Raw genomic sequence first — 22,751 nt, forward strand, 5'->3', positions numbered from 1 at the left:
CAGCGCCGCCAGGTACTGGACGGCATGGATATCAAGGACACCGTGCTGAACATGATGCACACCTCCATCGCCAACCACGTCTCCCTGGCCTTCAGCGAGAGCCAATCCCTGGACGCTGCCGCTTACCGGGAGATGCTGCGGGGCCTGGAGGGCACCTATTTCGCCAAGGGCGCCGTCCGGCTGAATGAATCTGAGATCGCCGGAAAGAACCAGGAGGAATTCACGGATCTGTTCATCGAGGCCGCTGAAAAGACCTACGCCGCCAAAGAGGCCGAGATCACCGCCCCCATCATGCGGGAGCTGGAGCGGGTCATCATGCTCCGGGTCGTGGATGAATACTGGATGGACCACATCGACGCCATGGACGATCTGAAACAGGGCATCCGGCTCCAGGCTTACGGCAACAACGACCCAGTGGACATGTATAAGCGGGAGTCCCTGGGGATGTTCGAGGAAATGGTGTCCGCCATCCAGGACGAGACCGTCCGCCGCCTGTACTCCGTCCGATTGAAGAAGGACGAGGAGGTCAAGCGGGAGCGGGTCGCCAAGGGCATGGTGGAGAACGTGGGCGGCGACGGCACCGCGCCGAAGAAAAAGCCCGTCGTCAAGTCCGTCAAGATCGGCCGCAACGACCCCTGTCCCTGCGGCAGCGGCTTGAAATGGAAGAAGTGCACCTGTAAAGAATATCACGACTGATATGAGACCGGTCGTTGCGGCTGATGCGAGCGCAAGCGAGCCGCGCCATCGTGCGCGTCCAAGCGGTTTGACGCATAGCGGCAAATCCTTGCCGCAGGCAGGCTCCGCCTGCCGAGGATGTGCAATCACAGGGTTCCCATGGGGTCCCGCCCCATGGGATTCGCAACGACCCCTGTCCCTGCGGCAGCGGCTTGAAATGGAAGAAGTGCACCTGCAAAGAATATCACGACTGATATGAAAAGCCGCCCTGCCGGGCGAGATCCCTGTCCCCCGCGCTACTGCGGCGCGGACCTCCTGACAAAACAGAGGTATGCTATGTCATTTCAGACCCATGAACAAAACGGCCTGGTCTGGCTGACCTCCCCGCTGCTGGCGGGAGTACGCCACGGCTTCTCCACCCGAAAGGGCGGTATCAGCAAGCCTCCTTTTGACTCTTTGAACCTGCGGACCGGCTGTGGAGACGCACCGGAAGCGCTGCGGGAAAACTACCGCCGCTTCTGCGCCGTCATCGGTGCGGACGCGGACCGGGCGGTCCTCAGCAAGCAGGTCCACGAGACCACAGTGCGGATCTGCACCGCCGCCGACGCCGGAAAGGGCCTGGGGCAGGAACGGGACTACACCGCCGACGCTCTCGTCACCAATGAGAGAGACCTGCCCCTGGTGGTTTTTTCCGCCGATTGCGGCATCATCCTGCTGTACGACCCGATCCACCAGGCCGTGGGCGCCGTCCACGCCGGATGGCGGGGCTGTGCCGGCGGGATCGTGGAAAAGGCCGTCCAGACCATGGAGTCCGCCTTCGCCTCGTCTCCTCGGGAGCTGCTGGCCGCCATCGGTCCCTGCATCGGCCAATGCTGCTTTGAAACGGACGGCGACGTACCCGCCGCCATGGAGGCCGCCCTGGGCGCGGAAGCAGTCCCGTTCCTGAAAAAACGGGGCCTTAAATGGCATGTGGATCTGGCGGGACTGAACCGCCGGTGGCTGCTGCGTTCCGGTCTGACGCCGGACCGCGTCGACGTCTGCGGCCTCTGCACCGCCTGCCACCCAGACCTCTTCTGGTCCCACCGGAAGATGGGGGAGGCCCGGGGCGTTCAGGGCGCCATGATCACGCTGCCGCCAAGGGAGGCATTATGAAAAAACGACTGCTCGCGCTCTGCGCGGTCCTCCTGCTGCTGGTCCCGCTGACCGGCTGCTGGCAGGAAACGGAAACCGGGGACGAGGGCCTGCCCCAGCCCAGCGAGGAGCCGGCGGAGAGCCGCGTCATCCTGCCGGAGCGCTTTGCTCTGCCCTACATGCCGGACCGCCCCCTGGACCCCGTGACCTGCCCTGACGGGATGCAGCAGACGGTGGCCTCGCTGGTATATGAGGGCCTGTTCCGCCTGGGCCCAGATCTTGAGCCGGAGCCGTGGCTGTGCGAGAGCTATACCTGCGAGCCGGACAGCCGTGCGTACGCCTTTGTCCTCCGCTCCGGGGTCGTCTTTTCCGACGGCTCTCCCCTGACCGCCGCTGACGTGAAGGCATCTCTGGACCGGGCCAGAAAGTCCGAGCGTTATGGCTCCCGGCTCTCCGCCGTCAGATCCGTGGCTGTACGGGACGGGGCCGTAGTGGTGGCCCTGTCCGCGGCTAATATTGCGCTTCCCGCCCTTTTGGACGTGCCCATCGTCAAAGCCGGCACAGAAAAGAACGGCGTGCCTACAGGCACCGGTCCCTACTTTTTCTCCCAGGAGGACACCGGCGCCTATCTGGTGGCAAACCAGTCCTGGTGGCAAGGAGAGGGCCAGCCGGTGGACCGCATCTCCCTCATCGAGGCCGCCGACCAGGATGCCATGCTCTACCGCTTCACCTCTCACGACGTCCAGCTGATTACCGCCGATCTGACTGGCACATCGCCCATCAGCGCCACCGGCAGCGTCAGCTTCCAGGATGCCGGCACCACCATTCTGCAATACGTGGGCTGCAACACCGCCCGGGAAGCCCTGCAGGACCCGGCCTTTCGCCGCGCCCTGAGCCTGGGCGTCAACCGGGCGCACATTGTCAGCGCCTTTCTGTCCGGCCACGGCAGCGCTGCACAGTTCCCCATATCCCCCCGTTCGCCCCTCTACCCTGAGGAGCTGGAAACGCGATATTCCTATGACGCTTTCACCACCGCTCTGGCGGCCTGCGGCAGCGATCAGCAGCCCCTCACTCTGCTGGTCAACCAGGAAAACAGCTTCAAGGTCTCCGTGGCCCAATACCTGGCCGAGTCCTTCACCGCCGGCGGCCTGCCGGTAACGGTCCGGTCTCTGCCCTGGGCGGATTATCAGGCCGCTCTGGCCGCCGGAGAATTTGACCTCTTCTACGGCGAGGTGCGACTCACCGCCGACTGGGATCTGTCCGCCCTGCTGGCCACCGGCGGCAGCCTGAATTACTGCGGCTGGGCGGATCAGCGGACCGACCAGCTGATCGCGGCCTTCGCCGCCGCCACAGACCGGGCCGCTGCTGCCGAGGCTCTGTGCGCCCATTTGCGGGACCAGGCCCCCATCCTGCCGGTGTGCATCAAATCCACCTCTGTGCTGACCCAAGCCGATGTGCTGGAGGGGCTTTCCCCCACCATGGCGGAGCCTTTTTACGATCTTTCCGCCTGTACGATCCATTTGCGGACAAACTGAATGTGTGAAAAAAGAACGCCCCGTAGGGCGTTCTTTTTTTGTTTCTTCACCGCTTGGCCTTGCCCGTGATCTCTTCCACCGAGATCTTCCAAATGGCTGTGCGGTGCAGGCTGGCGGCAACAGCCCGGTCAAAGTCCGCCATGTTTCCCGGCGTGTGCCGCTGGCACAGGAGCCGCAACGCATGGACCTTCTCACCGTCCCCCGTCACCTCCGCCGCTGTTCCAAAGGCCACAGCGGACTCAAACAAGGTCGTGAATTTTCCCTCTGGGACCCGGGTGTCCCCCACGCAGGTCAGGCACACCCGCGGCTGACGCCGCAGGCACTCCGCCTTCCGTCCCTCCATGGCGCTGTGAAAGTAGACGGCCCCGCCCTCCCGGACGATGGTGATGGGCAGGCAGTAGGGGCTGCCGTCCTCCGCCGTCATGGCCAGGACCGCATATGTGCACTTGTCCACTACCTCCCACGCGAATTTCTCCGGCATCTGCCGCTCTTTTCGCCGCATCTCTGTCATAAGCTCCTCTCCCTTTCCTCGATCAATTTCATCTTTTGCTGCCGGGTCAGCCGCTTTATTGCGATCTCCCGCCGCAGTGCAGCGGACTTGTCCGCCGCTTCCTCCTGATAGGCCAGCGTCACCGGCAGGCGGCTGCGGGTATACTTGGCCCCTTTGCCGCTCTGGTGGACCGCCAGCCGCCGCACTGGATCGTCAGTACAGCCGGTGTACAGCGTACCGTCGCCGCAGCGCAGCATATAGACAAACCAAGCCATCCGGCTCACCTCCTGTTTTGCCCAGTATACCATATCCCACCGCAAAAGGCAAAGCCCGCTTCCACCTTTCGGCAGCGCTCAGGGCCATAAGGCACATGCCGCATTCAGCAGTTAGCGCATAATCCCCCGTCCCGAGCCACCGCGCAACCACGCTTTCCTGTAGGAACCTGCTCCGCAAGGAGCATGCCGCATTTAGCCTTTCGGCAGCGCTCAGGGCCATAAGGCACATGCCGCATTCAGCAGTTGGCGCATAGGGACTTCCCTGCGGCGCATAGGTATGAAGGAACGGGAGGGATCTTATGCTGTCTGCCGCGCTGCTGCTTTTCGCCAACACACTGCTCTTCTCCCTGCGCCTGTCCGGCGGCGGGTCGTTCCCCAAGCCCCTCACCGCCTCGGAGGAGCGGGAGTGGCTATCCCGCTGCGCCCAGGGCGATCCGGAGGCCCGGAACGTGCTCATCGAACGGAACCTGCGCCTGGTGGCGCACATCGTGAAAAAGTACTATACGCAAAACGCCGATCAGGAGGACCTGATCTCCATCGGCACCATCGGTCTTATCAAGGGTATTTCCAGTTTCGATCCGGATAAAGGTGCCCGGCTGGCCACCTATGCCGCCCGGTGCATTGAGAACGAGATTCTTATGTACTTTCGAGGACAGAAAAAGCTGCAGGGGGAGGTCTCGCTTTCGGACCCCATTGAAAGCGACAAGGAGGGAAACGCCCTGCAATTGATCGACGTAGTGGGCATGGATGACACCATGCTGGAGGACATCCATGACCGGGACAGCGCTCTGCGGGTCCGCCAGCTGGTCCAGGAACGGCTGACCCCTCGGGAGGCCGAGATCATCCGCCTGCGGTATGGCCTGGGCGGAACCGTCCCCTTGACCCAGCGGGAAGTAGCCACCTCCTTCGGGATATCGAGGAGCTATGTTTCCCGCCGCCGCTAATGTAAACGATGCCCGGAGAAGCCTTGAAATGGAAGGCTTGTCCGGGCATCGGGCATTTGAGGGTAACGCCATCGTTATTGTAAACGGTGAGAAAATTTAGGATAAGCGGCCATTCTTCATGATTAAGTGGCGTTTGTTTTCGTTGACTGAATAGTGTCCTCTTCAGTTCCTGCCGCATTCCCTTCAATAGCATGCTTTAATTCATGCAGTTCATCAGCCTTGTCCGAACTTTTAGATTCATTTAGATCTTCTGGATTAATAATCTGTTGTTCTAACTCCTTAGCATATTTGGATCGAAATTCGTGATAATGCTCTGTTTTTCTAAACTGTATAAACAGTGGCCATGTTTCAACCATATTAGGAGTCATGCCAGTTAATAGTGCCTCATCCAACAAAGGAATTGCCTTTTCGTAGTTTTCTAAGAGGATTTCCTTCGCCATCCGAATTGAGACATCCATTGCAGAAAAATCTCTGCTTTCAATTTCTTCCTTTATATCTTTAAAATGCCCCATGTTTTTGTAAGAAATCCAGTAATTGATTTGACACAGCGTACTGGTTATTTTATCTTGAGCATCGTCCTTAGTCAATAATTCGAAAATATAACCACTTATAATCCAATCATTTTCCATCATGTGGTTAAAACCAGAACTGAACAAAAATTCCAAGTATTCCGGTTCATCATCTTTATTTCCTTTTAACGATGCGTATAAAAGGCCATAAACAATGACCATAGAAACATTAAAAGCATCCAATACATATTGTCTATTCGTAAGCAATTTTTCTCCAAGAGGATGCTCCTCTTCATCTTTTTTAATCCCTGCGAGATATTGACGGTTAACTTTACCTTTGTTATGGACAATTACATTTCGTCTATAGTATATTTCCACAAATTGCTCAAGGTACTTGGAGAGTGTTGATAAATCAAATTTATGACTTTTGATAACTCTTAACCATTCATCTAAAGGTTGACTCATTATGCTGTTGGCAGCTTCTAAAGAAAGCTCTTTTTTAAGGTTTTCAAAATCAAATTTAATTAATTCAGAATATCTGATACTCTTTTCATTCAAATATTTATTAGGATATTTCTTAACAAGCCACTCAAAATAGTCGGTTAAAAAACTTTCAAAACGAATAAGTAGTGAGATTAACGCATTGTTGTTATGTATGTCAAGCATCTGACGAGCTTTTTCATACTCGATAGCTGCTTTTTCAATGTTAAGTTCGTTTTTTTCGGGATCTACGCGTACTCTATTTATAGCCACAGAATAATAATGCCTATTAGATGTCTCAATTTCTTCTACTTTAACAACGGACTCAATATATTGTAGAAGTTTTTTGCCACTTTCTGTTTCGAAAAAAGACATATCACCAGAGGAAAGGCTCCGCAAATACATATCAATTATTGCGCCAAATTGATTTTTCTTTACATTCTTTTTACTAACTCTCTCAATCTGTTTATATTGAGACACATAAAAATATCTTGCAATTTTTATTTGTCGAATAAAATGATCTGCCATTGCTGCAAACATAAAACATTTCTTCTTTCTCTAATATTTCTCCAAGCGATACATTGTTATAAATCAAGCTTTATATATCCAACGTCCATTCTCGTGGCATTTGCCGAGTCTTTCTTCTTCAACTAAGCTACCAAGAATCCGATTCGCCGTCGCCGCCGACACACCACACAGTGCTCGGACGTCGGCGTTCATAATATAGTCGTGGGTTTTCAGAAACTCCTCAATCAGCTTCCAGCGCATCGCCGCTTTATCCATCTTCCCATCGCTCATTTCATCGCTCGTTTTGATAGCGTCAATGAGCGATGCTTTGATGGTTGAGAGCATGAACTCAATGAACACCGTGGACTCTCCGGCGTCGTTGGAGGCGTTGATGGCCTCGTAGTATTCCTGCTGTCGGTCGTGGATTATGGATTCTACCGGGAGCCAGGCAAAGGCGGAGTTCCACTTGGAGAGCAGCAGGGTGTGCCACAGGCGGCCCACGCGGCCATTGCCGTCGGCAAAGGGATGGATCAGTTCAAACTCATAGTGAAACACGCAGCTACGGATCAGCATATGGACGTCGCTGTTTTTGACCCAGTCCAGCAGTTCCATCACCAAGTCAGGCACATACTGCGGCAGCGTACCGAAGTGGAGAACGTGCCCTTCGTGATCCACCACTCCAACAGGACTGCTGCGGAATACGCCCGACTCCTCCACCAAACCCCGGGTCATAATACCGTGAGCCGTCAAAAGGTCATCCACGGAATAAGAATCAAGTTCATCCAACCGCTCATAGATCTCGTAGGCGTTCTTGACCTCGGCAATATCCTTCGGCGGAGCCAATATCTGCTTTCCATTCAGCACCGCAGTCACCTGCTCCAGGGTAAGGGTATTCTGCTCGATTGCCAGAGAGCCGTGGATCGTCCGAATGCGGTTTGCCCGCCGCAGGGTGGGGCTGATAGAAAGGCGCTGAGCAGAAGTCAATCGTCCAATCAGCTCAGAAATTTCCGCAACATAATCGATAACTTTATTTGTTATTTGAAAAGGGGGTTGTTTATGTTTCATCAAAATACCTCATAAGTCGATTTGAATTTATAGTTATTTTACCATATCCATGCAAATAATACAACCCATCGCTCATTTCATCATTCAAAATATTTTTGACAGACCTAAGGTGTCATCCAGCGCTATATGTTATGCTGAATAGCCAGCCCAAAGCGGCTGGCTATTTTAGTAGAAGGAGCTAAACATATGGCATCTATTGTAAAGCGTGGGAGCAGTTATTCCGTTGTCTATATGACCATGGTCCGCGGTCAGCGAAAGCAGAAATGGGAGACATACCATTCGAACGAGGAGGCGGAGCGCAGAAAACAGACATTAGAGATGTATTACCAGGCAAAACGCAAAAAGGAGGATCATCAAATTGAAACAGTTGCACAACTCATGGAGAAATATGTGGCTCTCTACGGAGTATCAAAATGGTCGGCATCCACGTTCCAGTCCAACTCCGGCCTGATCCGAAACTACATCCTTCCGCTGTTCGGAAATATACGGCTCAAGGAGCTATCGCCGCTGATGGCGGCCGAGTTGTACCGGGATCTTTTGCAACAGCCCAGATATGAGGACCCTTACCACAAAAACTGCGGGCAGACCGTGAGTCTATCCGTCCTGCGCGATATTCACAAACTGCTGCACAGTGCATTTGAACAGGCTGTCCTTTGGGAAACAGTTGACCGAAATCCGTTCCATCGGGTGCCGTTCCCTAAAATGAAAGGAAAGCGGCGGACTTTCCTTCGCCCAGAGCAGATCCAACACCTGCTGAGCCATTGTGATGACACTTGGCTCAGGCTGGCGATCCATTTGGCGTTTGCCGGGACATTGCGGAAAGGGGAGCTGCTGGCGCTGGCCTGGCAGGATGTGGACTGGGAAAACAACTCCATACAGGTCGGAAAAACCTTGAGACGGGTCAACTGTGAGGCATTACAGGCGCTTGGGCACCGGGATATTCTGTATGAATTTCCACCATCCGCACTGGCAAAGAAAACCGTACTGGTACTCAAGCAGCCTAAAACAATGTCCAGCCATCGCAAAATCTTTCTACCGGAAACGGTCATGTCCCTGTTGAGAGAGTACTGCAACCTTCAGGTGAAACAGAGAGTTGCGGGCTCAGCGGCATGCCCAGATTTAATTTTCCAATATAAGGATGGCAGACCGCTTCAAGAGACTACGCTTTCAAAATACTTCAAGGCCGCCCTTCAGAGGGCCGGGCTGCCGCAGGTTGACTTTCACAGTCTGCGGCACAGCAGCATTACCTACAAATTGACCCTAAGTTCCGGGGACATTAAAGCCGTTCAAGGAGATTCGGGACATGCCCAGGCGGAGATGGTCACAGAACTCTACGCCCACATTCTTGACGGAGCCCGGAAACTCAACGCACAAAAGTTTGAGACAGCATTTTATTGCAATTTAAACGCTGAGGGCCAGTGCGCCCAACAATAGACATGACCAAAACCGTTTATACCTACTATGCGATCTCACTGTTGCGGGAACCTTACAGGTACGGGAAAAGGAACTCCCTCTGCGGGGAAGCAGCCCGAGATCGGATGAGAGAGCACAAAAGTGAAGAGTCACGAAATGCTGTAACCAGCATCCCGTGGCGTCTTTTCTATCCGGCATTCATAAGAGGATTCGAACCGCCGACCTACCGCTTAGGAGGCGGTCGCTCAATCGGTATTAATATAAGGGGATAAAATTATGGATGCCATCAATAACCTTATCGAATTGAGAGAAATCATGGAAATCCTGCTATCTGAGCAAAAATTATCCCAAAAACTGATTTCGAACCTGCATGACCAGGTAGAACGCACCCTCATTATGGCCGCAAATGAGGCAATCATAGACAGGCATCCAGGCTGGATCGTATGTGAGGGCCATCGGGCGGCAGAGCTTTATCTTTGCCGGAATTGGCGGCGAAGCGGCAAACTGGAGGATGAAAAGGAGCGGCTGCGGGTATTGGCGGAGCAGATGAAGAAAGATTTCTTTGCCGCCCAAAATGAGAGGGTTGACCTGGAACTGGTTGAGAAAATCATGCGGGATTTGGATGAACAGGATCACTTCACCGAAAAAGTCCTGGGCAATGGGCTGCTTCTTATCCTTTCAGCTGGATGCGCTCACCGGCGCTTCAGCGCACTGTGCCGACCTTATATTTACCAAGATGACTCTTTTAGCTGCGATGTTTACTTATTTCAACGGACTTTGGAAGATCGCAGCACCTCATGGGGAAGCATTCTGCTCCACGAACTGGGCCACGTCCTCAACTTGCGGTTGACTGGAGATATTTCTGTTGTGCCAGATGACTTCCTATCTTTCGCAGAGTGGTTCTTTCCTGGCCTTAGTACCAAATACCGCGCCAGCGCACCGGAGTTTTTCGCCCACTGCTTTGCGATGGGTGTCGCCAGCCGGTCGGGCTTGGAATGCTATGACGCGTTTCCAAATATTCAGAAGGAGCATAAGCAACTGTTTGACATATATATGCGGTCAAAAATCGCCCAATTATGAGGAAATCCGTACAAATAAATATGTTTTGCTAAAACCAGTGATTGGCTTCCAGCCTGTCACTGGCTTTTATTTTCTGTCAGAACGCAGGATAAGGCACTTAACTTTCACGCTCATATCAAACACGAAAAGAGCATGAAAGTAAGGTAAACGCATAGAGCAATTTGTATGGACAAGCAATCGGGGGCCCGATTCCGCATATGATTTATCATTTCAGATAGGGGGTGTCCTTTTGCGAGCAAACGACGTGACCATCACCTGTATCTATCAGGAAAGCGACAGCAGTATCCAGCAGATCATCTTCCGCTCATTTACCGTGTTTTTACAAAAAGAGTTGAAATGTGTTGTAAATCGTCCCTGCCATGACGTATAAGATATATGATGAATGGCCGCTTATCTCTGGAGGTTACCTATGTATTTAGAGATAAGCAACCCCATGGATTATTATGTGGCACTGTACATCAGATTGTCAAAGGAGGATGAGAACGAGGGGCCGTCGGAGAGTGTAACCAACCAAAAGTCCCTGCTGACTGAATTTGTCCAGCAGCACCGCCTCAGCGTCTACGACACATACATCGACGACGGTTGGAGCGGTACGAACTTCGACCGTCCCAGCTTCCAGCGGATGATCGCCGACATCGAGGCCAAGAAGGTCAACATGGTCATCACGAAGGACCTATCCCGTTTGGGGCGCGACTACATCCTGACCGGCCACTACATGGAGCGCTACTTCCCGGAAAAACGGGTGCGGTACATCTCCCTGCTGGACGGCATCGACACCGGGGTGGACTCCACCGCCAACGACATTACGCCCTTTCGGGCCATCATGAACGACATGTACGCCAAGGACATCTCCAAGAAGATCAAGAGCGTCAAACGGGATAAGCAGCGCAAGGGCCAATTCATTGGCGGCAAGCCGGTCTACGGCTACAAGATGCACCCCACAGAGAAAAATAAAATTGTCATCGACGAGGGGGCGGCCCCCATGGTGCGGCGGATCTTCACCATGGCCCTGGACGGCATGAGCTGCCGACAGATCGCCGCCCAGCTGAACGCCGAGGGCGTCCCTACCCCGGCCACCTATGCGGGGCTGCCCGTCGCCAAGCCCGGCCCCTACACTGGGTTGTGGAGCAGCGAGCGGATCTCCGATATGCTGCAAAACGAGACCTACATCGGCAACATGGTCCAGGGCCGCAGCGTGAAGATCAGCTACAAGTCCAAGAAGTGCCTGAAGCAGGCGCCGGAAAACTGGATCGTTGTGGAGGGCACCCACGAACCGTTGATCGACGCCGAAACCTTCCGCAAGGTGCGGATGCTGGTCAACAGCCGCAAGCACACTAGGAGCCGAACATACGACTTCCTGCTGAAAGGGTTGATTTTCTGCCATGAGTGCGGCTACCCGCTGGCGGTGCTGAACCGCAAAAATGCCGCCGGGGAGGATGTACTGTACTTCGTTTGCCGCACCTATCAGCGATTTACCAAAGCCGGCGTCTGCACCTGCCACTCCATCAAGGAGAAAACGGTCACGGACGCAGTGATCAACAAGGTATGGGAAGTCTGTAAAGCCTACCTGAACCCGGCGGAGCTGCTGCCCATCGCGGAAAAAGCAGTAGTAGAAGCTCAAGAGGCAAAGAACCACGAGACAGAAATACAAGTTCTCTGCAGTAAGATCGACAGCCTGACCGCCAACCTGGATAAGATGTACCTGGATAAACTCAGCGGCCTGTTGGCAGAGACGGATTTTGAGCGCATCTATCAGCGGGTCAGGCTGGAACGCAGCGGGTTGGAGGAAGAGCTGAAAGACCTGGAACAGCAAAAAGCAAGCCCCATCCCCACAAAGGAGTGGGCAAAAGAGTTGGTCCAACGCTTCATGGACTCAGCCTTCACCAGCCGGGAACTGCTGGTCAGTCTCATCGAGCGGGTGGAGCTCACCGAGGACAAACAGATCATCATCAAATTCCGCTTCCGGGAGATGGAAGCGATTTCTTAGCAGGCATCGCTTACAATAGCCGCGGCGAACAGTATCCCGCATTGAGAAGCGGGCCTTGGAAAAACTACGGGCGGCGCTGGAGGGCGGTGAAACAGCTGGACGAAAAAGCGGGAGCCTGTGAAGACTCCCGCTCTTTCGCGTGTTTAACGCCGAGCCGCTCTCAGGCAGGCGGCGGATGAAAAAAGGATGCTTCGGGTCACCTCCGTGTGAACGCCCGCTCCGGCAGGACCGCCGCAAGCTGAAGCACCGCCTTCAGGGTCTCCTCTTCTGTAAGGTCCAGTCCCATGGCGGGAAACGCCTTTTGCAGACAGTCGACCCTGCGTCTGAACTCCTGGGCCTCCAGAAAACCGGCGTCTGTCAGGTAAACTTTCCCGTACCGCTCCCGGACCAGCAGCCCCTTTTCCATCAGGTTCCCCAGCATCCTGGTAACAGACGGCTTGGATACCGCCAGCGCCTTCGCGATCTCTGTGGCGCCCACAGCCGGCACGGTCCGGCTCAGGTCATAGACCGCCAGCAGGTACCGCAGATGCGTCTGTGTGATTTGGCTCATCGTCTCTCCCCCATTTTACGCAGACTGCAGAAAGGAACGCAAGGTGCTTCCCGGTCCCCGCGTTCCTTTCCGCATGTCGCTTACCTGCCGTGACAGCCGCCGCAGCTGCTGCAATCACCATTACAGTGTCCGCCGGACTTGTGGGACTTCCACAGGGACCGGACGGCCAGGGCCACGACAAGGACCAGGACCGCGATCACGATCGCATTTCCAAGCATACTGGGCATCATCATGCCCTCCTTTCAAGCGTTCCTCACTTCGCGGCAGCGGCCACGGAGGTCAGATGATGGGGGTCCTCCTCAGGCTGGTAGCCCTTGCGGAACAGCAGATAAATGATACCAGCCAGCAGAGCCGCCGCCACGATGGTTCCGATACCAAGACTCGCCTCGCCAGTGAACAGACCGCCGATCTGGTAGACGATCATGGAGACCACATAGGCGAAGCCGCACATGTAGCCGATGGCGCCCAGGGTCCATTTCGTGTTGTTCATCTCCCGCTTGATAGCACCCATGGCGGCGAAGCAGGGAGCGCACAGCAGGTTGAAGATCATGAAGGAATAAGCGGTCATGGCGCCGAAGTCAGCGCCCACCAACGCCCAGATGACGCTACTGTCTTCCATCAGGTCCACATCACCCGCATAGTGGTACAGCACACCGAAGGTATTGACCACTTCCTCCTTGGCGATGAGGCCGGTGATGGTGGCAACGGTGGCCTTCCAGGCCATGTCACCCATCCAGCCCAGAGGATAGAATATCCAGGCGATGGCATTGCCGATGACAGCCAGGAGAGAGTCGTTATTGTCCTCGACCGCCTGGAACACGCCGTCCACGAAGCCGTAACCCTGGAGGAACCAGAGAACGATGGAAGAGAGCAGGATGATGGTCCCCGCCCGCTTGATGAAGGACCATCCTCGCTCCCAGGTAGCCCGCAGGACGTTGCCGGCGGAGGGCAGGTGATAAGTGGGCAGCTCCATGACGAAGGGAGCGGGTTCCCCGGCGAAGGCCTTGAACTTCTTCAGCATAATGCCGGAAATCACCACGGCGGCGATGCCGATGAAGAACGCGGAGGTGGCGACCAGGGGAGATTCGCCGAAGACGGCCCCGGCGAACAGGCCGATGATGGGCATCTTGGCGCCGCAGGGGATGAAGCCGGTGGTCATGATGGTCATCTTGCGGTCACGGTCCTGCTCAATGGTGCGGGAGGCCATGATGCCGGGCACGCCGCAGCCGGTAGCCACCAGCATGGGGATGAAGCTCTTGCCGGACAGGCCGAAGCGGCGGAAGATGCGGTCCATGATGAAGGCGACACGGGCCATGTAGCCCACGTCCTCCAAAATGGCCAGCAGCAGGAACAGCACCAGCATCTGAGGCACGAAGCCCAGCACGGCGCCCACGCCGCCTACGATGCCGTCCTGGATCAATCCGTACAGCCAGGTGCCCTCGGCCACGCCCAGAGCGCCCAGAATGGTGTCAAACAGACCGGGGACCCACTCGCCGAACAGCACGTCGTTGGCCCAGTCGGTGCCCATGGTTCCGATGGAGATCCTCCAGCCGCCCATGGCGATGGCGTAGATGCAGAACATGATCACAGCGAAAATAGGCAGGGCCAGGACGCGGTTGGTGACGATCTGGTCGATCTTATCAGAGACGGACAGACTGCCTTTGGCGGCCTTTTTCTTCACCGCCTTGCCCACGACTCCGCTGATGTACGCATAGCGCTGGTTGGTGATGATGCTCTCGGCATCGTCATCCAGCTCCCTCTCGCAGTCCATGATGTGCTCTTCCAGGTGCTCGGCCAGGTCCTTGTCCAGTGCCAGGTCCTCCAGCACCTTTTCGTCCCGCTCGAAGAGCTTGATGGCGTACCAGCGCAGGTATTGGCTGTCCACCTTTCCCTGGATGGACTCCTCAATGTGGGCGACGGCGTGCTCCACACTGCCGGTAAACACGTGGGGCAGTTCTCCGGCCCGCTTGGCCTGGGCCAGAGCCACGGCCTTTTCTGCGGCGGCCATGCCGCCTTCGCCCTTCAGGGCGGACATCTCAACGACCTCGCAGCCCAGGGCCTGGCCCAGCTTCTGCAGGTCGATCTTGTCGCCGTTTTTGCGGACCAGATCGATCATGTTGACCGCCACCACCACCGGCAGGCCCAGCTCGATGAGCTGAGTGGTCAGATACAGGTTCCGCTCGATGTTGGTACCGTCCACGATGTTCAAAATGGCGTCCGGCTGTTCCTTCACCAGGTAATTCCGGGCCACCACCTCTTCCAGGGTGTAGGGGGACAGGGAGTAGATGCCGGGCAGGTCCTGGATGACTACATCCTTGTGGCCCTTCAGCTTGCCCTCCTTCTTCTCTACGGTGACGCCGGGCCAGTTGCCTACGTACTGGTTGGAGCCGGTCAGGCTGTTGAACAGCGTGGTCTTTCCGCAGTTCGGATTGCCCGCCAGCGCGATCTTGATATCCATGGTTCTCTCCTTCCAAAATGTTAGTTGTAGCTAACTTTCGTCCTTAAAAATCGGCGGTTCGCCCGCCCTCTTCCTTTGCTGCGGAGCGGCAAAGGATTTTCAATTATTTATGTCAGGACATGCGCCTGACATAAATACCCTGACCCCAGCCGCCTTGGTAACTCCCTCACTGGGGGAGATGGGCCGGCGGCACCAGCGGCCAACGTCACTGGCGGGGGACCTGAAAGGGGAAAGCAGCGAAGCGCCGCCAGCGGCGGAAAAAGCGAGCTGCTTTCGAGGCAGCGGCACGATTGGTGGCCCTGGTAAGGGGCGGAAATCGTAGCGCCGCAACGGTGTAAGCCTGTCCCCTCTTTACCCTACTTCGATCATTTCCGCGTCGGCCTTGCGGACGCTCAGTTCATAGCCCCGCACATTCAGCTCCATGGGGTCTCCCAGAGGCGCCACCTTGCGGACGTATATCTCCACGCCCTTGGTGATGCCCATGTCCATGATCCGGCGCTTTACCGGCCCCTCGCCGTGGAGCTTCGCCACGGTGACCATCTCGCCCACCTTTGCATCCTTCAATGTTTTCATGTTCTCCTCCTTCAAATCATGATCCGGTTCGCCATGGTCCTGTCCAGGGCGATCCGGCTGTCTTTCACCTGCAGGATCAGGTTTCCCCCGATCTCGCTCACTACCGTCACATTGCTCTCCACCACGAATCCCAGCTCTGCCAGGTGCTGCCGCACCTCATCCTTGCCCGTGATCTTCCGGATGGTGACGGTCTCACCCGTCCGCGCCATTGTCAGGGGTATCATGCGTCCGCCTCCCCGCAGAAAAGTTAGTATTTTCTAACCCCTGCGTCAAAATTATGGGTTAGAAGCTCCTAACCCTGAATTCGCTTTGAGTTTACCACCACTAACCGCCTGCGTCAAGGGGGTTTTTAAAAATTTCTTGCTTTTTTGGTTAGTTTGTGTTAACCTGATAAAGAAAAAGCTGGCGGTAAGGAGGTCGTTTTATGAATATTCACGAATCCGCGGAGGATTATCTGGAGGCCATCCTGATCCTGCAGGAGCGGAAGGGCGCCGTGCGCTCCATCGACATCGTGCGGGAAAAGAATTTCACCAAGCCCAGCGTCAGCGTGGCCATGAAACGCCTGCGGGAAAACGGATATATCGAGATGGACGCCGACGGCTTCATCACACTGCTGCCGCCAGGCGAGGAGATCGCCCAGCGGATCTATACCCGCCACCGCCTGCTCTCCCAGTTTTTGAAGAATCTGGGAGTCAGCCCGGAAGCGGCCGCAGCGGACGCCTGCAAGATCGAACACGATATCAGTGCGGAGTCCTTTGATAAGATCGTGGCCTTTGCCAGAGCGCACGGCCTGCTGGATAAGGCCGTGGAACAATGACGAGCAAAGCGCTCCGGGGCTTCCCCCGAAGCGCTTTTTTCATGGCTGGACCGGCAGCAGATGACCTCCAAGCCGGACCGACGGCTTTTCAGTGCGGCGTTTCCCACATCTCCGTGAGGGGTGCCGCGCCATTTTTACACGCCGGGCCGATCCGTTTTCGGCAGGGCCTGCCATGCCTCGTGATCTGTGTGGAGCAGGTGGTGGGACCGCTCCCCCAGGGGCTTTTTCAGGTAGGTCCGGTAGAGGGCCTGGACGTCCGGATTCTCGTGGGAGAAGCGGATGGGGGCCTTGGCGTCCAGCTTCCAGAGCTGGCTGCCCCGGGAGGACGCCATCTCCACGCCCTCGTGGATGGGCTGACCGCCGCCGCCGGCGCAGCCGCCGGGGCAGGCCATGACCTCCACAAAGTCGTAGTCCGCCTCGCCGCTGTCCACAGCCTCCATCAGCCTGCGGGTATTTGCCAGTCCGCTGACCACCGCGACCCGGACAGTGCCAGCGCCGGGGATGGTGAAGGCGGCCTCTTTCCAGGGCTTGCTCCCCCGTACCTCTGCAAAGGCGTCCGGGTCGGGATTTTCGCCGGTCACCAGATAGTAGGCGCTGCGGAGGGCCGCGTCCATCACGCCGCCGGTGGTACCGAAAATAACTGCCGCGCCGGTACCGGTACCCAGGGGACTGTCGAAGGCTTCCTCCTCCAGGTCGGAAGGAACGATGCAGTCGCTGCGGAACAGGCGCACCAGTTCCCGGGTCGTCAGCACCACGTCCACGTCAGGATCACCGCAGGCGTCCCGCATGGTGGGCAGCTCGCTCTCCGCCTTTTTGGCGGAGCAGGGCATGACGGACACCACGAACATCTTTTTGGGATCGATGCCCATCTTTTCCGCAAAGTAGCTCTTGGCCACCGCGCCGAACATCTGCTGAGGAGACTTGGCGGTGGAGAGGTTCTCTGTGTAGGCGGAATACTGGGTCTTTATGAACCGCACCCAGCCAGGGCAGCAAGAGGTGAACATGGGCCAGCGGTATTTGCCCCGGTGGGTAAAGCGCTCGATAAATTCACTGCCCTCTTCCATGATGGTCAGGTCAGCGGAGAAATTGGTGTCGAACACATAGTCGAAGCCCAGCCGCCGCAGCGCGGCCACCAGCTTGCCCACCGGCGCCTGCTTGTTTTTGTTGATGGTGCCAAACACCTCGCCCCATGCGACCCGCACGGCAGGGGCCACCTGCACCACAGTGGTGACGGAGGGGTCCGCCAAAGCCCGCAGGACCCGATTGGTATCGTCCCGCACTGTCAGAGCGCCGGTGGGACAGTGGGTCACGCACTGGCCGCAAAAAGTGCAGGCGGTGTTTTTCAGATAGCGGTTGTAGCTGACATCCACCGTGGTCCGGGAACCGGTGCCTGTCACATCCCAGATGTTCATGCCCTGCACCTTGTCGCAGATCTGGACGCAGCGCATACACTTGATGCACTTGCTGGCCTCCCGGACGATAGGAACGCTCAGGTCCACGCGGGACCGCTCCGGCTGGACCTCATAGGGCTGGTAATGGATGTTCAGGTCGTGGGACAGCCTTTGCAGCTCGCAGAAGCCGCTGCGGATGCAGGTGGTGCAGTTGGAGTTGTGCTGGCTGAGGATCAGCCGCAGATTGGTCTTGCGGGCCTGCCGGACCCGGGGCGAGTTGGTCTGGATGTCCATGCCCTCCAGCACCGCGGTGTTGCAGGCAGGCACCAGCCGCTGGGTCCCCGCGATCTCCACCACGCACATGCGGCAGGCGGCGATCTCGTTGATCTCTTTCAGGAAGCACAGGTGGGGGATGGGGATACCGGCCTTTTCAGCGGCCTCCAGGATAGTGGTGCCCTTGGCGGCGGACAGTTCCCGGCCATTGATCTTGAACGTTTCCATTTTTCCACACGTCCTCCCTTGAAGATACCATAGCCAAAGTGGTCGCACCGCAGGCAGCGGGAGGACTCCTGCGCGGCCTCCTCATCCGTCATGCTGCATTCGATGCACTGAAAATCGCATTTCCGCTCGCAGGCGTCCCGCTCTGTGGCGTTCACCCGGCCCCGGGGCCGCAGATCCGTGCAGCGGGGCGTGGGGACCTTCACATCCACCTTGATCTCATGGTTGAAGCCCATATATTCGTCGATATTGGCGGCGGCCGCCTTTCCGGCAGCGATAGCCCGGATGACCGTGGCAGGGCCGGTGACGCAGTCGCCGCCGGCGAACACTCCCTCCATATCCGGGATCTGGGTGCTGGTGTTGGCGGCCACGTTGCCGCCCCGCTGGATCTTGATGCCGCTCTCCTCCAGGCCCCGGGATTCGATGCCCTGGCCGATGGCCACGATCACCGTGTCCGCCGGGATGCGCAGCGGCTCCACAGAGGCGGTGTTGGGCCGGGGGCGGCCGGCCTTGTCGATCTCGCCGATGATCTGGGGCTGGGTCCAAAGAGCTGTTACATGCCCCGTCTCGTCGGCCTCAATCTTCAGGGGCGCCTGCAGCGTCAGCACCTCGGCGCCCTCGGCGATAGCGCCCTCCACTTCCTCCCGCTGGGCCGTCATATCCTCCTGGCGGCGGCGGTAGACACAGGTCACCTTGTCGGCCCCCAGGCGGATGGCGCTGCGGGTCACGTCCATGGCCACGTTGCCGCCGCCGATGACCACCACGTTCTGGCCGGTAAAGTCCGGCATCTCATCGTCGCCGATATGGCGCAGCATCTCCACGGCGGAGACGACGCCCTGACTGTCCTCCCCCTGGATGCCGGTCTTTTTGTCGGTATGGGCGCCGATGGAGATGTACAGACAGTCGTACTGATCCTTCAGCTGGTCAAAGGTGACGTCCTGGCCCACCTTGACGCCGGTGTGGACCTCGATGCCCAGAGAGAGGATGGAGGCGATCTCCGCGTCCAGTTTCTCCCGGGGGAAGCGGTAGCTGGGGATGCCGTAGCGCATCATACCGCCCAACTGCTTCTGCTGCTCATAGACTGTGACCCTGTGGCCCATGAGGGCCAGGTAGTAGGCAGCGGAAAGGCCGCCGGGGCCTCCGCCGACGATGGCCACGGATTTGCCGGTGGCAGGCGCTTTTTTGGGCTGGGGAACGTCCCCGGCATGGTCCACGGCATATCGCTTGAGACCGCGGATGTTCAGGGCGTCGTCCACCATGTTCCGGCGGCAGCGGGCCTCGCAGGGGTGCTCGCAGATGTAGGCGCAGGCGGTGGGGAAGGGATTGTCCTTCCGAATGAGCCGCACCGCGTCGGCACAGCGGCCCTCGTTCACCAGGGAGATGTAGCCGGGGATATCCACGCCCGCGGGACACAGCGCCACACAGGGTACGGGGTTTTTCAGCGTTCCCAGACAGCGGTGGTGGAGGATGTGCTCCTCATAGTCATCCCGGAAGCCTTTCAGGCCCATCAGCACCAAATTGGCAGCGTCGATGCCGATGGCGCAGTCCGCCGTGTCCACGATGACCTGGGCGGTGTTTTCGATACGGTGCAGGATGCTGATGTCCGGCTCGCCGTCCAGCACCTCCCGGATCATGTTGGAAAGCTGAGCGAGGCCGATGCGGCAGGGCACGCACTTGCCGCAGGTCTGGGCCTGACACAGATTCAAAAAATTAAGCGCCATATCCACCGGACACAGGCCCGGCGGACTGGCAGCGATCCGCCGCTCCATGTTCCGGTACAGCTGCTCTACAACGGCCTGGGCCTGGCCTGGCATCTTGACCTCTAGTCTGCTCACGCAGGGTCCCTCCTTTTCCCTGTGCCATGGAGACCCACGGCACGTTTTTTGTTGCCTAAGTATAACGTTGTTTTTGCGCAAAAGCAAGGTATTTTCTAAAAGTTAATTTGTTAACCTAAAAATTTATTATTTCACAAAGCTGCCCTGCGGTAAAAATCCGCGGCGTGGCCGTCATGAGGCGCTGTTGGGTCTGAAAGTCAATAACCATCCAAATGGCTGTTCTTCCGTGCCGGCGCTTCAAAGGCTGTAGGGCAAAAAGGCGGCGCGGTCCTTTCAGGACCGCGCCGTTCAGATGTTTCGTTGCAGAAACAGAGCCGCTGTCAGTCCAGCACCTGGACCGCCGCGCCCAGGATGCCGTCGCCGATGTAAACGCTCAGCGTGCCGTCGATCTCGCCTGCCCAAATGTGGTCGCAGTCCGGCAGGGCCGCCGTCAGCTTCTGGCGGATCAGCTCCATCTCCGCCGGAGCGCCGCCGTTGGCCACAGCCAGATTATAGCGCCTGTGGCCGCCGCAGGCCTTGACCGTCAGCTCCACCAGCTTGTCAATGACCTGATGCCGGCCCCGGACCTTCGCAATAGAGGTCAGCTGCCCGTCATCCGCGAAGGTGAGGATGGGCTTGATCTGCAGCAGCATTCCTGCCGTGGCGGTCACCTTACCGATACGGCCGCCCTTCTGCAGGTACTCCAGCGTATCCACGGAGAAAAAGGGACGGCTGCCCGCCAGCAGCTGCGGGATGCGCCGGGCCGTCAGTTCTTCCCAGCCCATACCGTTCCGGATATCCTCCGCCGCCTGCAGGATCGTCATCCCGACCCCCAGAGAACCGCTTTTGGAATCAAACACTTTGACCGGCAGCATGCCCCGGCACTCCTCGCCGATCAGCCGCACCAGGTTATAGGTGCCGGACAGTCCGCTGGACAGCATCACAGCCACCACGCCGTCATAGCCGTCCATCACGATCTGCCGCAGGATCTGCTCGATGCTCTCCCCCACAGGCAAAGAGGTCTGAGGCAGCTCTCCGGCCCGCAGGCGGGCATAGATGTCCTTTCCGGAAATATTTACACCGTCTAAATACTCTCCATCCGCACACAGGATCCGCAGCGGGACCACATAGATGTGATTCTCTGCCGCCAGCTGGGGAGACAGGTCCGCGCAGGAATCCGTCAGCAGTGCGATTTTTTGTGGGCTCATAACAGCATCTCCAACTCTCTTGCAAGTTTTTGCGCAGTAGTATAATTATTACATAAAACCCACAAAACTGCAAGTCCCATCCTTACACTTTTCCAAAAGGAAAAGAGCCGTTCACGCGGCTCTTCTCTCAAGACTGTTTCCACCGTTCCAGCGTCGGCAAAAGCCCCCGCATATAGGTCCGGCAGGCCTCCGGCTCCGTCTGGCCCAGCGGCATGAACTGGATGCAGTGCTCGATCATTTCCTCCATGGTGCAGTCCTGGGCAAAATGTCCGTCCTCCCAGCACCATTTGCAGTACGATTCGTTCAGCGTACCGTCCGCCTCCCTGGCCAGCAGATCGTCGCTGAGGGGCATCCCGCAGCTCTGACACACCAGTGTCCGGGGACTTCCCAGCAGAGTATTGATGGACACGCCGAACAGTTTGGACACTGCCAGCAGCGTATCTGTCTCCGGCACCGTCTCGCCCCGCTCCCAGCGGCTGACAGCCTGCCGGGTCACAAACAGCTTGTCCGCCACATCGTTTTGCGACAGGGCCGCCTTTTTCCGCAGCTCTGCGAATACGTCTTTAAATTCCATATCATTCACCTCCAGTTCCAGCTTATCATGACGGAATGGGGTTGTAAAGCAACCGTCCGTTGCCCTGCCCGATCACAATCCATGCTCCTTGATATTCTGTCACGCGCCAGGTCTCTGGCGCGTCCCGTTTTTTGCCTTGCTTTTTTCCCCGGCGGCGGTATACTGAAAAAAAGGAGGCGGGTTTATGGACAGATTTTCCATCATTGTGGGTGACATCACCTGTTCGGATGCCGAGGCCATCGTCAACGCCGCCAACACGACCCTGCTGGGCGGCAGCGGCGTGGACGGCGCCATCCACCGGGCCGCCGGGCCGGAGCTGCTGGCAGAGTGCCGGACGCTGGGCGGCTGCGAGACCGGTCAGGCCAAGCTGACGGCGGGCTACCGGCTCCAGGCCAAATACGTGCTCCACACCCCCGGCCCCATCTGGCGGGGCGGCGGACACGGAGAGGCGGCCCTGCTGGCCTCCTGCTACCGCTCCTGCCTGACGCTGTCGGCAGAGCGGGGTATCCGCACCGTGGACTTTCCCTCCATCTCTACCGGCGTTTACCGCTATCCCCTGCCCCAGGCCGCCACGGTGGCGCTGAAGGCCATCATGGACTTTCTGGCGGAGCACGATCTGCCGGAGCGGGTGCGGATGGTGTGCCACACAGAGGACGCCGCCCAAGTCTACCGCCAGACCTGGAACTTCTGGTACGCTGAGAGCAAGACAGACCGTATGTGAATTTCAAAAGGAGGGGACCTGGCAGGGCCGCGCCCCCTCCTTTTCAGTGCTTTCGA

At 57.4% G+C, this 22,751-nt stretch carries 24 protein-coding genes; 11 read left to right on the forward strand and 13 right to left on the reverse strand.

The window, feature by feature from the left end; genetic code table 11:
- From Q0Z69_RS09570 to Q0Z69_RS09585, 4 genes are all read left to right on the forward strand, one after another.
- Window positions 1-696, forward strand: a 696-nt coding sequence (locus Q0Z69_RS09570) for an SEC-C metal-binding domain-containing protein (protein ID WP_298032613.1), incomplete at its 5' end; no start/stop codon positions are given.
- A 119-nt stretch (window positions 697-815) separates the two neighbouring features.
- The gene (locus Q0Z69_RS09575) at window positions 816-929 is read left to right on the forward strand and encodes an SEC-C metal-binding domain-containing protein (protein ID WP_298032616.1); all 114 of its coding nucleotides are present in this window, start codon (window positions 816-818) and stop codon (window positions 927-929) included.
- An 82-nt stretch (window positions 930-1,011) separates the two neighbouring features.
- Entirely contained in the window at window positions 1,012-1,827 is an 816-nt protein-coding gene (gene pgeF / locus Q0Z69_RS09580) for a peptidoglycan editing factor PgeF (protein ID WP_298032620.1), read from the forward strand.
- The gene (locus Q0Z69_RS09585) at window positions 1,824-3,341 is read left to right on the forward strand and encodes an ABC transporter substrate-binding protein (protein ID WP_298032624.1); all 1,518 of its coding nucleotides are present in this window, start codon (window positions 1,824-1,826) and stop codon (window positions 3,339-3,341) included. Before pgeF ends, Q0Z69_RS09585 begins: the two co-directional genes overlap by 4 nt.
- Before the next feature lie 46 nt (window positions 3,342-3,387).
- Here Q0Z69_RS09585 and Q0Z69_RS09590 read toward each other — a convergent pair whose 3' ends face one another.
- The gene (locus Q0Z69_RS09590) at window positions 3,388-3,852 is read right to left on the reverse strand and encodes a pyridoxamine 5'-phosphate oxidase family protein (protein WP_298032627.1); all 465 of its coding nucleotides are present in this window, start codon (window positions 3,850-3,852) and stop codon (window positions 3,388-3,390) included.
- On the reverse strand, window positions 3,849-4,106 hold the full coding sequence (locus tag Q0Z69_RS09595; protein WP_298032630.1) for a GIY-YIG nuclease family protein: 258 nt from the start codon (window positions 4,104-4,106) through the stop codon (window positions 3,849-3,851). Before Q0Z69_RS09595 ends, Q0Z69_RS09590 begins: the two co-directional genes overlap by 4 nt.
- A gap of 299 nt (window positions 4,107-4,405) precedes the next feature.
- Between Q0Z69_RS09595 and sigK the strand changes: the two genes are divergently transcribed.
- The gene (gene sigK, locus Q0Z69_RS09600) at window positions 4,406-5,050 is read left to right on the forward strand and encodes an RNA polymerase sporulation sigma factor SigK (RefSeq protein ID WP_298032633.1); all 645 of its coding nucleotides are present in this window, start codon (window positions 4,406-4,408) and stop codon (window positions 5,048-5,050) included.
- 122 nt (window positions 5,051-5,172) lie between these two features.
- Here the strand turns inward: sigK and Q0Z69_RS09605 are convergent, their stop codons facing one another.
- Window positions 5,173-6,579: a hypothetical protein gene (locus Q0Z69_RS09605; RefSeq protein ID WP_298032636.1), complete on the reverse strand. Its 1,407-nt coding sequence runs from the start codon at window positions 6,577-6,579 to the stop codon at window positions 5,173-5,175.
- Window positions 6,580-6,630: 51 nt separating this feature from the next.
- The gene (locus Q0Z69_RS09610) at window positions 6,631-7,530 is read right to left on the reverse strand and encodes a Fic family protein (protein WP_298032667.1); all 900 of its coding nucleotides are present in this window, start codon (window positions 7,528-7,530) and stop codon (window positions 6,631-6,633) included.
- A gap of 267 nt (window positions 7,531-7,797) precedes the next feature.
- Between Q0Z69_RS09610 and xerC the strand changes: the two genes are divergently transcribed.
- From xerC to Q0Z69_RS09630, 4 genes are all read left to right on the forward strand, one after another.
- On the forward strand, window positions 7,798-9,045 hold the full coding sequence (xerC, locus tag Q0Z69_RS09615; protein ID WP_298032669.1) for a tyrosine recombinase XerC: 1,248 nt from the start codon (window positions 7,798-7,800) through the stop codon (window positions 9,043-9,045).
- Window positions 9,046-9,300: 255 nt separating this feature from the next.
- Entirely contained in the window at window positions 9,301-10,104 is an 804-nt protein-coding gene (locus Q0Z69_RS09620; protein ID WP_298032671.1) for a hypothetical protein, read from the forward strand.
- Between the two features lie 229 nt (window positions 10,105-10,333).
- Window positions 10,334-10,474: a hypothetical protein gene (locus tag Q0Z69_RS09625; RefSeq protein WP_298032673.1), complete on the forward strand. Its 141-nt coding sequence runs from the start codon at window positions 10,334-10,336 to the stop codon at window positions 10,472-10,474.
- A 39-nt stretch (window positions 10,475-10,513) separates the two neighbouring features.
- Window positions 10,514-12,091, forward strand: a complete 1,578-nt coding sequence (locus Q0Z69_RS09630; RefSeq protein ID WP_298032674.1) for a recombinase family protein — start codon at window positions 10,514-10,516, stop codon at window positions 12,089-12,091.
- 196 nt (window positions 12,092-12,287) lie between these two features.
- On the opposite strand, the gene Q0Z69_RS09635 is transcribed toward Q0Z69_RS09630, so the two are convergent.
- The 5 genes from Q0Z69_RS09635 to Q0Z69_RS09655 all read right to left on the reverse strand — a co-directional run bounded on the left by Q0Z69_RS09635 (window position 12,288) and on the right by Q0Z69_RS09655 (window position 15,896).
- Window positions 12,288-12,641 (reverse strand): metal-dependent transcriptional regulator, encoded by a 354-nt coding sequence (locus Q0Z69_RS09635; RefSeq protein ID WP_298032677.1) that lies wholly within the window; start codon window positions 12,639-12,641, stop codon window positions 12,288-12,290.
- Window positions 12,642-12,721: 80 nt separating this feature from the next.
- Window positions 12,722-12,874 carry a FeoB-associated Cys-rich membrane protein gene (locus Q0Z69_RS09640; protein WP_298032679.1) on the reverse strand — a complete coding sequence of 51 codons (153 nt, stop codon included), beginning with the start codon at window positions 12,872-12,874 and terminating at the stop codon, window positions 12,722-12,724.
- A gap of 20 nt (window positions 12,875-12,894) precedes the next feature.
- Window positions 12,895-15,099 (reverse strand): ferrous iron transport protein B, encoded by a 2,205-nt coding sequence (feoB, locus tag Q0Z69_RS09645; RefSeq protein ID WP_298032682.1) that lies wholly within the window; start codon window positions 15,097-15,099, stop codon window positions 12,895-12,897.
- A 351-nt stretch (window positions 15,100-15,450) separates the two neighbouring features.
- Window positions 15,451-15,672, reverse strand: a complete 222-nt coding sequence (locus Q0Z69_RS09650; protein WP_298032685.1) for a FeoA family protein — start codon at window positions 15,670-15,672, stop codon at window positions 15,451-15,453.
- A gap of 11 nt (window positions 15,673-15,683) precedes the next feature.
- Complete coding sequence (locus Q0Z69_RS09655) at window positions 15,684-15,896, reverse strand: FeoA family protein (protein ID WP_298032687.1); 213 nt, start codon at window positions 15,894-15,896, stop codon at window positions 15,684-15,686.
- A gap of 200 nt (window positions 15,897-16,096) precedes the next feature.
- Here Q0Z69_RS09655 and Q0Z69_RS09660 point away from each other — a divergent pair, with 200 nt between their 5' ends.
- Window positions 16,097-16,489, forward strand: a complete 393-nt coding sequence (locus Q0Z69_RS09660) for a metal-dependent transcriptional regulator (RefSeq protein ID WP_298032689.1) — start codon at window positions 16,097-16,099, stop codon at window positions 16,487-16,489.
- A 134-nt stretch (window positions 16,490-16,623) separates the two neighbouring features.
- Here the strand turns inward: Q0Z69_RS09660 and Q0Z69_RS09665 are convergent, their stop codons facing one another.
- From Q0Z69_RS09665 to Q0Z69_RS09680, 4 genes are all read right to left on the reverse strand, one after another.
- Window positions 16,624-18,381 carry a [FeFe] hydrogenase, group A gene (locus Q0Z69_RS09665; protein ID WP_298032691.1) on the reverse strand — a complete coding sequence of 586 codons (1,758 nt, stop codon included), beginning with the start codon at window positions 18,379-18,381 and terminating at the stop codon, window positions 16,624-16,626.
- Entirely contained in the window at window positions 18,273-20,213 is a 1,941-nt protein-coding gene (locus tag Q0Z69_RS09670; RefSeq protein WP_298032693.1) for an NAD(P)-binding protein, read from the reverse strand. The genes Q0Z69_RS09665 and Q0Z69_RS09670 overlap by 109 nt, the downstream gene beginning before the upstream one ends.
- Before the next feature lie 320 nt (window positions 20,214-20,533).
- Window positions 20,534-21,400, reverse strand: a complete 867-nt coding sequence (locus tag Q0Z69_RS09675) for a DegV family protein (RefSeq protein WP_298032695.1) — start codon at window positions 21,398-21,400, stop codon at window positions 20,534-20,536.
- Between the two features lie 127 nt (window positions 21,401-21,527).
- Complete coding sequence (locus Q0Z69_RS09680) at window positions 21,528-21,974, reverse strand: zinc ribbon domain-containing protein (protein ID WP_298032697.1); 447 nt, start codon at window positions 21,972-21,974, stop codon at window positions 21,528-21,530.
- Between the two features lie 184 nt (window positions 21,975-22,158).
- On the opposite strand from Q0Z69_RS09680, the gene Q0Z69_RS09685 reads away from it, so the two are divergent.
- On the forward strand, window positions 22,159-22,695 hold the full coding sequence (locus tag Q0Z69_RS09685; RefSeq protein ID WP_298032700.1) for an O-acetyl-ADP-ribose deacetylase: 537 nt from the start codon (window positions 22,159-22,161) through the stop codon (window positions 22,693-22,695).
- Window positions 22,696-22,751 lie beyond the last annotated feature (56 nt).

Origin of the sequence: uncultured Dysosmobacter sp., assembly GCF_947631165.1 — a bacterium.
In the GTDB taxonomy this organism is placed as follows: Bacteria; Bacillota; Clostridia; order Oscillospirales; family Oscillospiraceae; genus Oscillibacter.

What these genes read in the sequence shown, in the direction of transcription:
- pgeF (WP_298032620.1), top strand. Translation starts at nt 1,012, where the DNA reads ATGTCATTTCAGACCCATGAACAAAACGGCCTGGTCTGGCTGACCTCC.
- Q0Z69_RS09585 (WP_298032624.1), top strand. Translation starts at nt 1,824, where the DNA reads ATGAAAAAACGACTGCTCGCGCTCTGCGCGGTCCTCCTGCTGCTGGTC.
- Q0Z69_RS09590 (WP_298032627.1), bottom strand. Translation starts at nt 3,852, where the DNA reads ATGACAGAGATGCGGCGAAAAGAGCGGCAGATGCCGGAGAAATTCGCG.
- Q0Z69_RS09595 (WP_298032630.1), bottom strand. Translation starts at nt 4,106, where the DNA reads ATGGCTTGGTTTGTCTATATGCTGCGCTGCGGCGACGGTACGCTGTAC.
- sigK (WP_298032633.1), top strand. Translation starts at nt 4,406, where the DNA reads ATGCTGTCTGCCGCGCTGCTGCTTTTCGCCAACACACTGCTCTTCTCC.
- Q0Z69_RS09605 (WP_298032636.1), bottom strand. Translation starts at nt 6,579, where the DNA reads ATGTTTGCAGCAATGGCAGATCATTTTATTCGACAAATAAAAATTGCA.
- xerC (WP_298032669.1), top strand. Translation starts at nt 7,798, where the DNA reads ATGGCATCTATTGTAAAGCGTGGGAGCAGTTATTCCGTTGTCTATATG.
- Q0Z69_RS09620 (WP_298032671.1), top strand. Translation starts at nt 9,301, where the DNA reads ATGGATGCCATCAATAACCTTATCGAATTGAGAGAAATCATGGAAATC.
- Q0Z69_RS09630 (WP_298032674.1), top strand. Translation starts at nt 10,514, where the DNA reads ATGTATTTAGAGATAAGCAACCCCATGGATTATTATGTGGCACTGTAC.
- Q0Z69_RS09635 (WP_298032677.1), bottom strand. Translation starts at nt 12,641, where the DNA reads ATGAGCCAAATCACACAGACGCATCTGCGGTACCTGCTGGCGGTCTAT.
- Q0Z69_RS09640 (WP_298032679.1), bottom strand. Translation starts at nt 12,874, where the DNA reads ATGATGATGCCCAGTATGCTTGGAAATGCGATCGTGATCGCGGTCCTG.
- feoB (WP_298032682.1), bottom strand. Translation starts at nt 15,099, where the DNA reads ATGGATATCAAGATCGCGCTGGCGGGCAATCCGAACTGCGGAAAGACC.
- Q0Z69_RS09650 (WP_298032685.1), bottom strand. Translation starts at nt 15,672, where the DNA reads ATGAAAACATTGAAGGATGCAAAGGTGGGCGAGATGGTCACCGTGGCG.
- Q0Z69_RS09655 (WP_298032687.1), bottom strand. Translation starts at nt 15,896, where the DNA reads ATGATACCCCTGACAATGGCGCGGACGGGTGAGACCGTCACCATCCGG.
- Q0Z69_RS09660 (WP_298032689.1), top strand. Translation starts at nt 16,097, where the DNA reads ATGAATATTCACGAATCCGCGGAGGATTATCTGGAGGCCATCCTGATC.
- Q0Z69_RS09665 (WP_298032691.1), bottom strand. Translation starts at nt 18,381, where the DNA reads ATGGAAACGTTCAAGATCAATGGCCGGGAACTGTCCGCCGCCAAGGGC.
- Q0Z69_RS09675 (WP_298032695.1), bottom strand. Translation starts at nt 21,400, where the DNA reads ATGAGCCCACAAAAAATCGCACTGCTGACGGATTCCTGCGCGGACCTG.
- Q0Z69_RS09680 (WP_298032697.1), bottom strand. Translation starts at nt 21,974, where the DNA reads ATGGAATTTAAAGACGTATTCGCAGAGCTGCGGAAAAAGGCGGCCCTG.
- Q0Z69_RS09685 (WP_298032700.1), top strand. Translation starts at nt 22,159, where the DNA reads ATGGACAGATTTTCCATCATTGTGGGTGACATCACCTGTTCGGATGCC.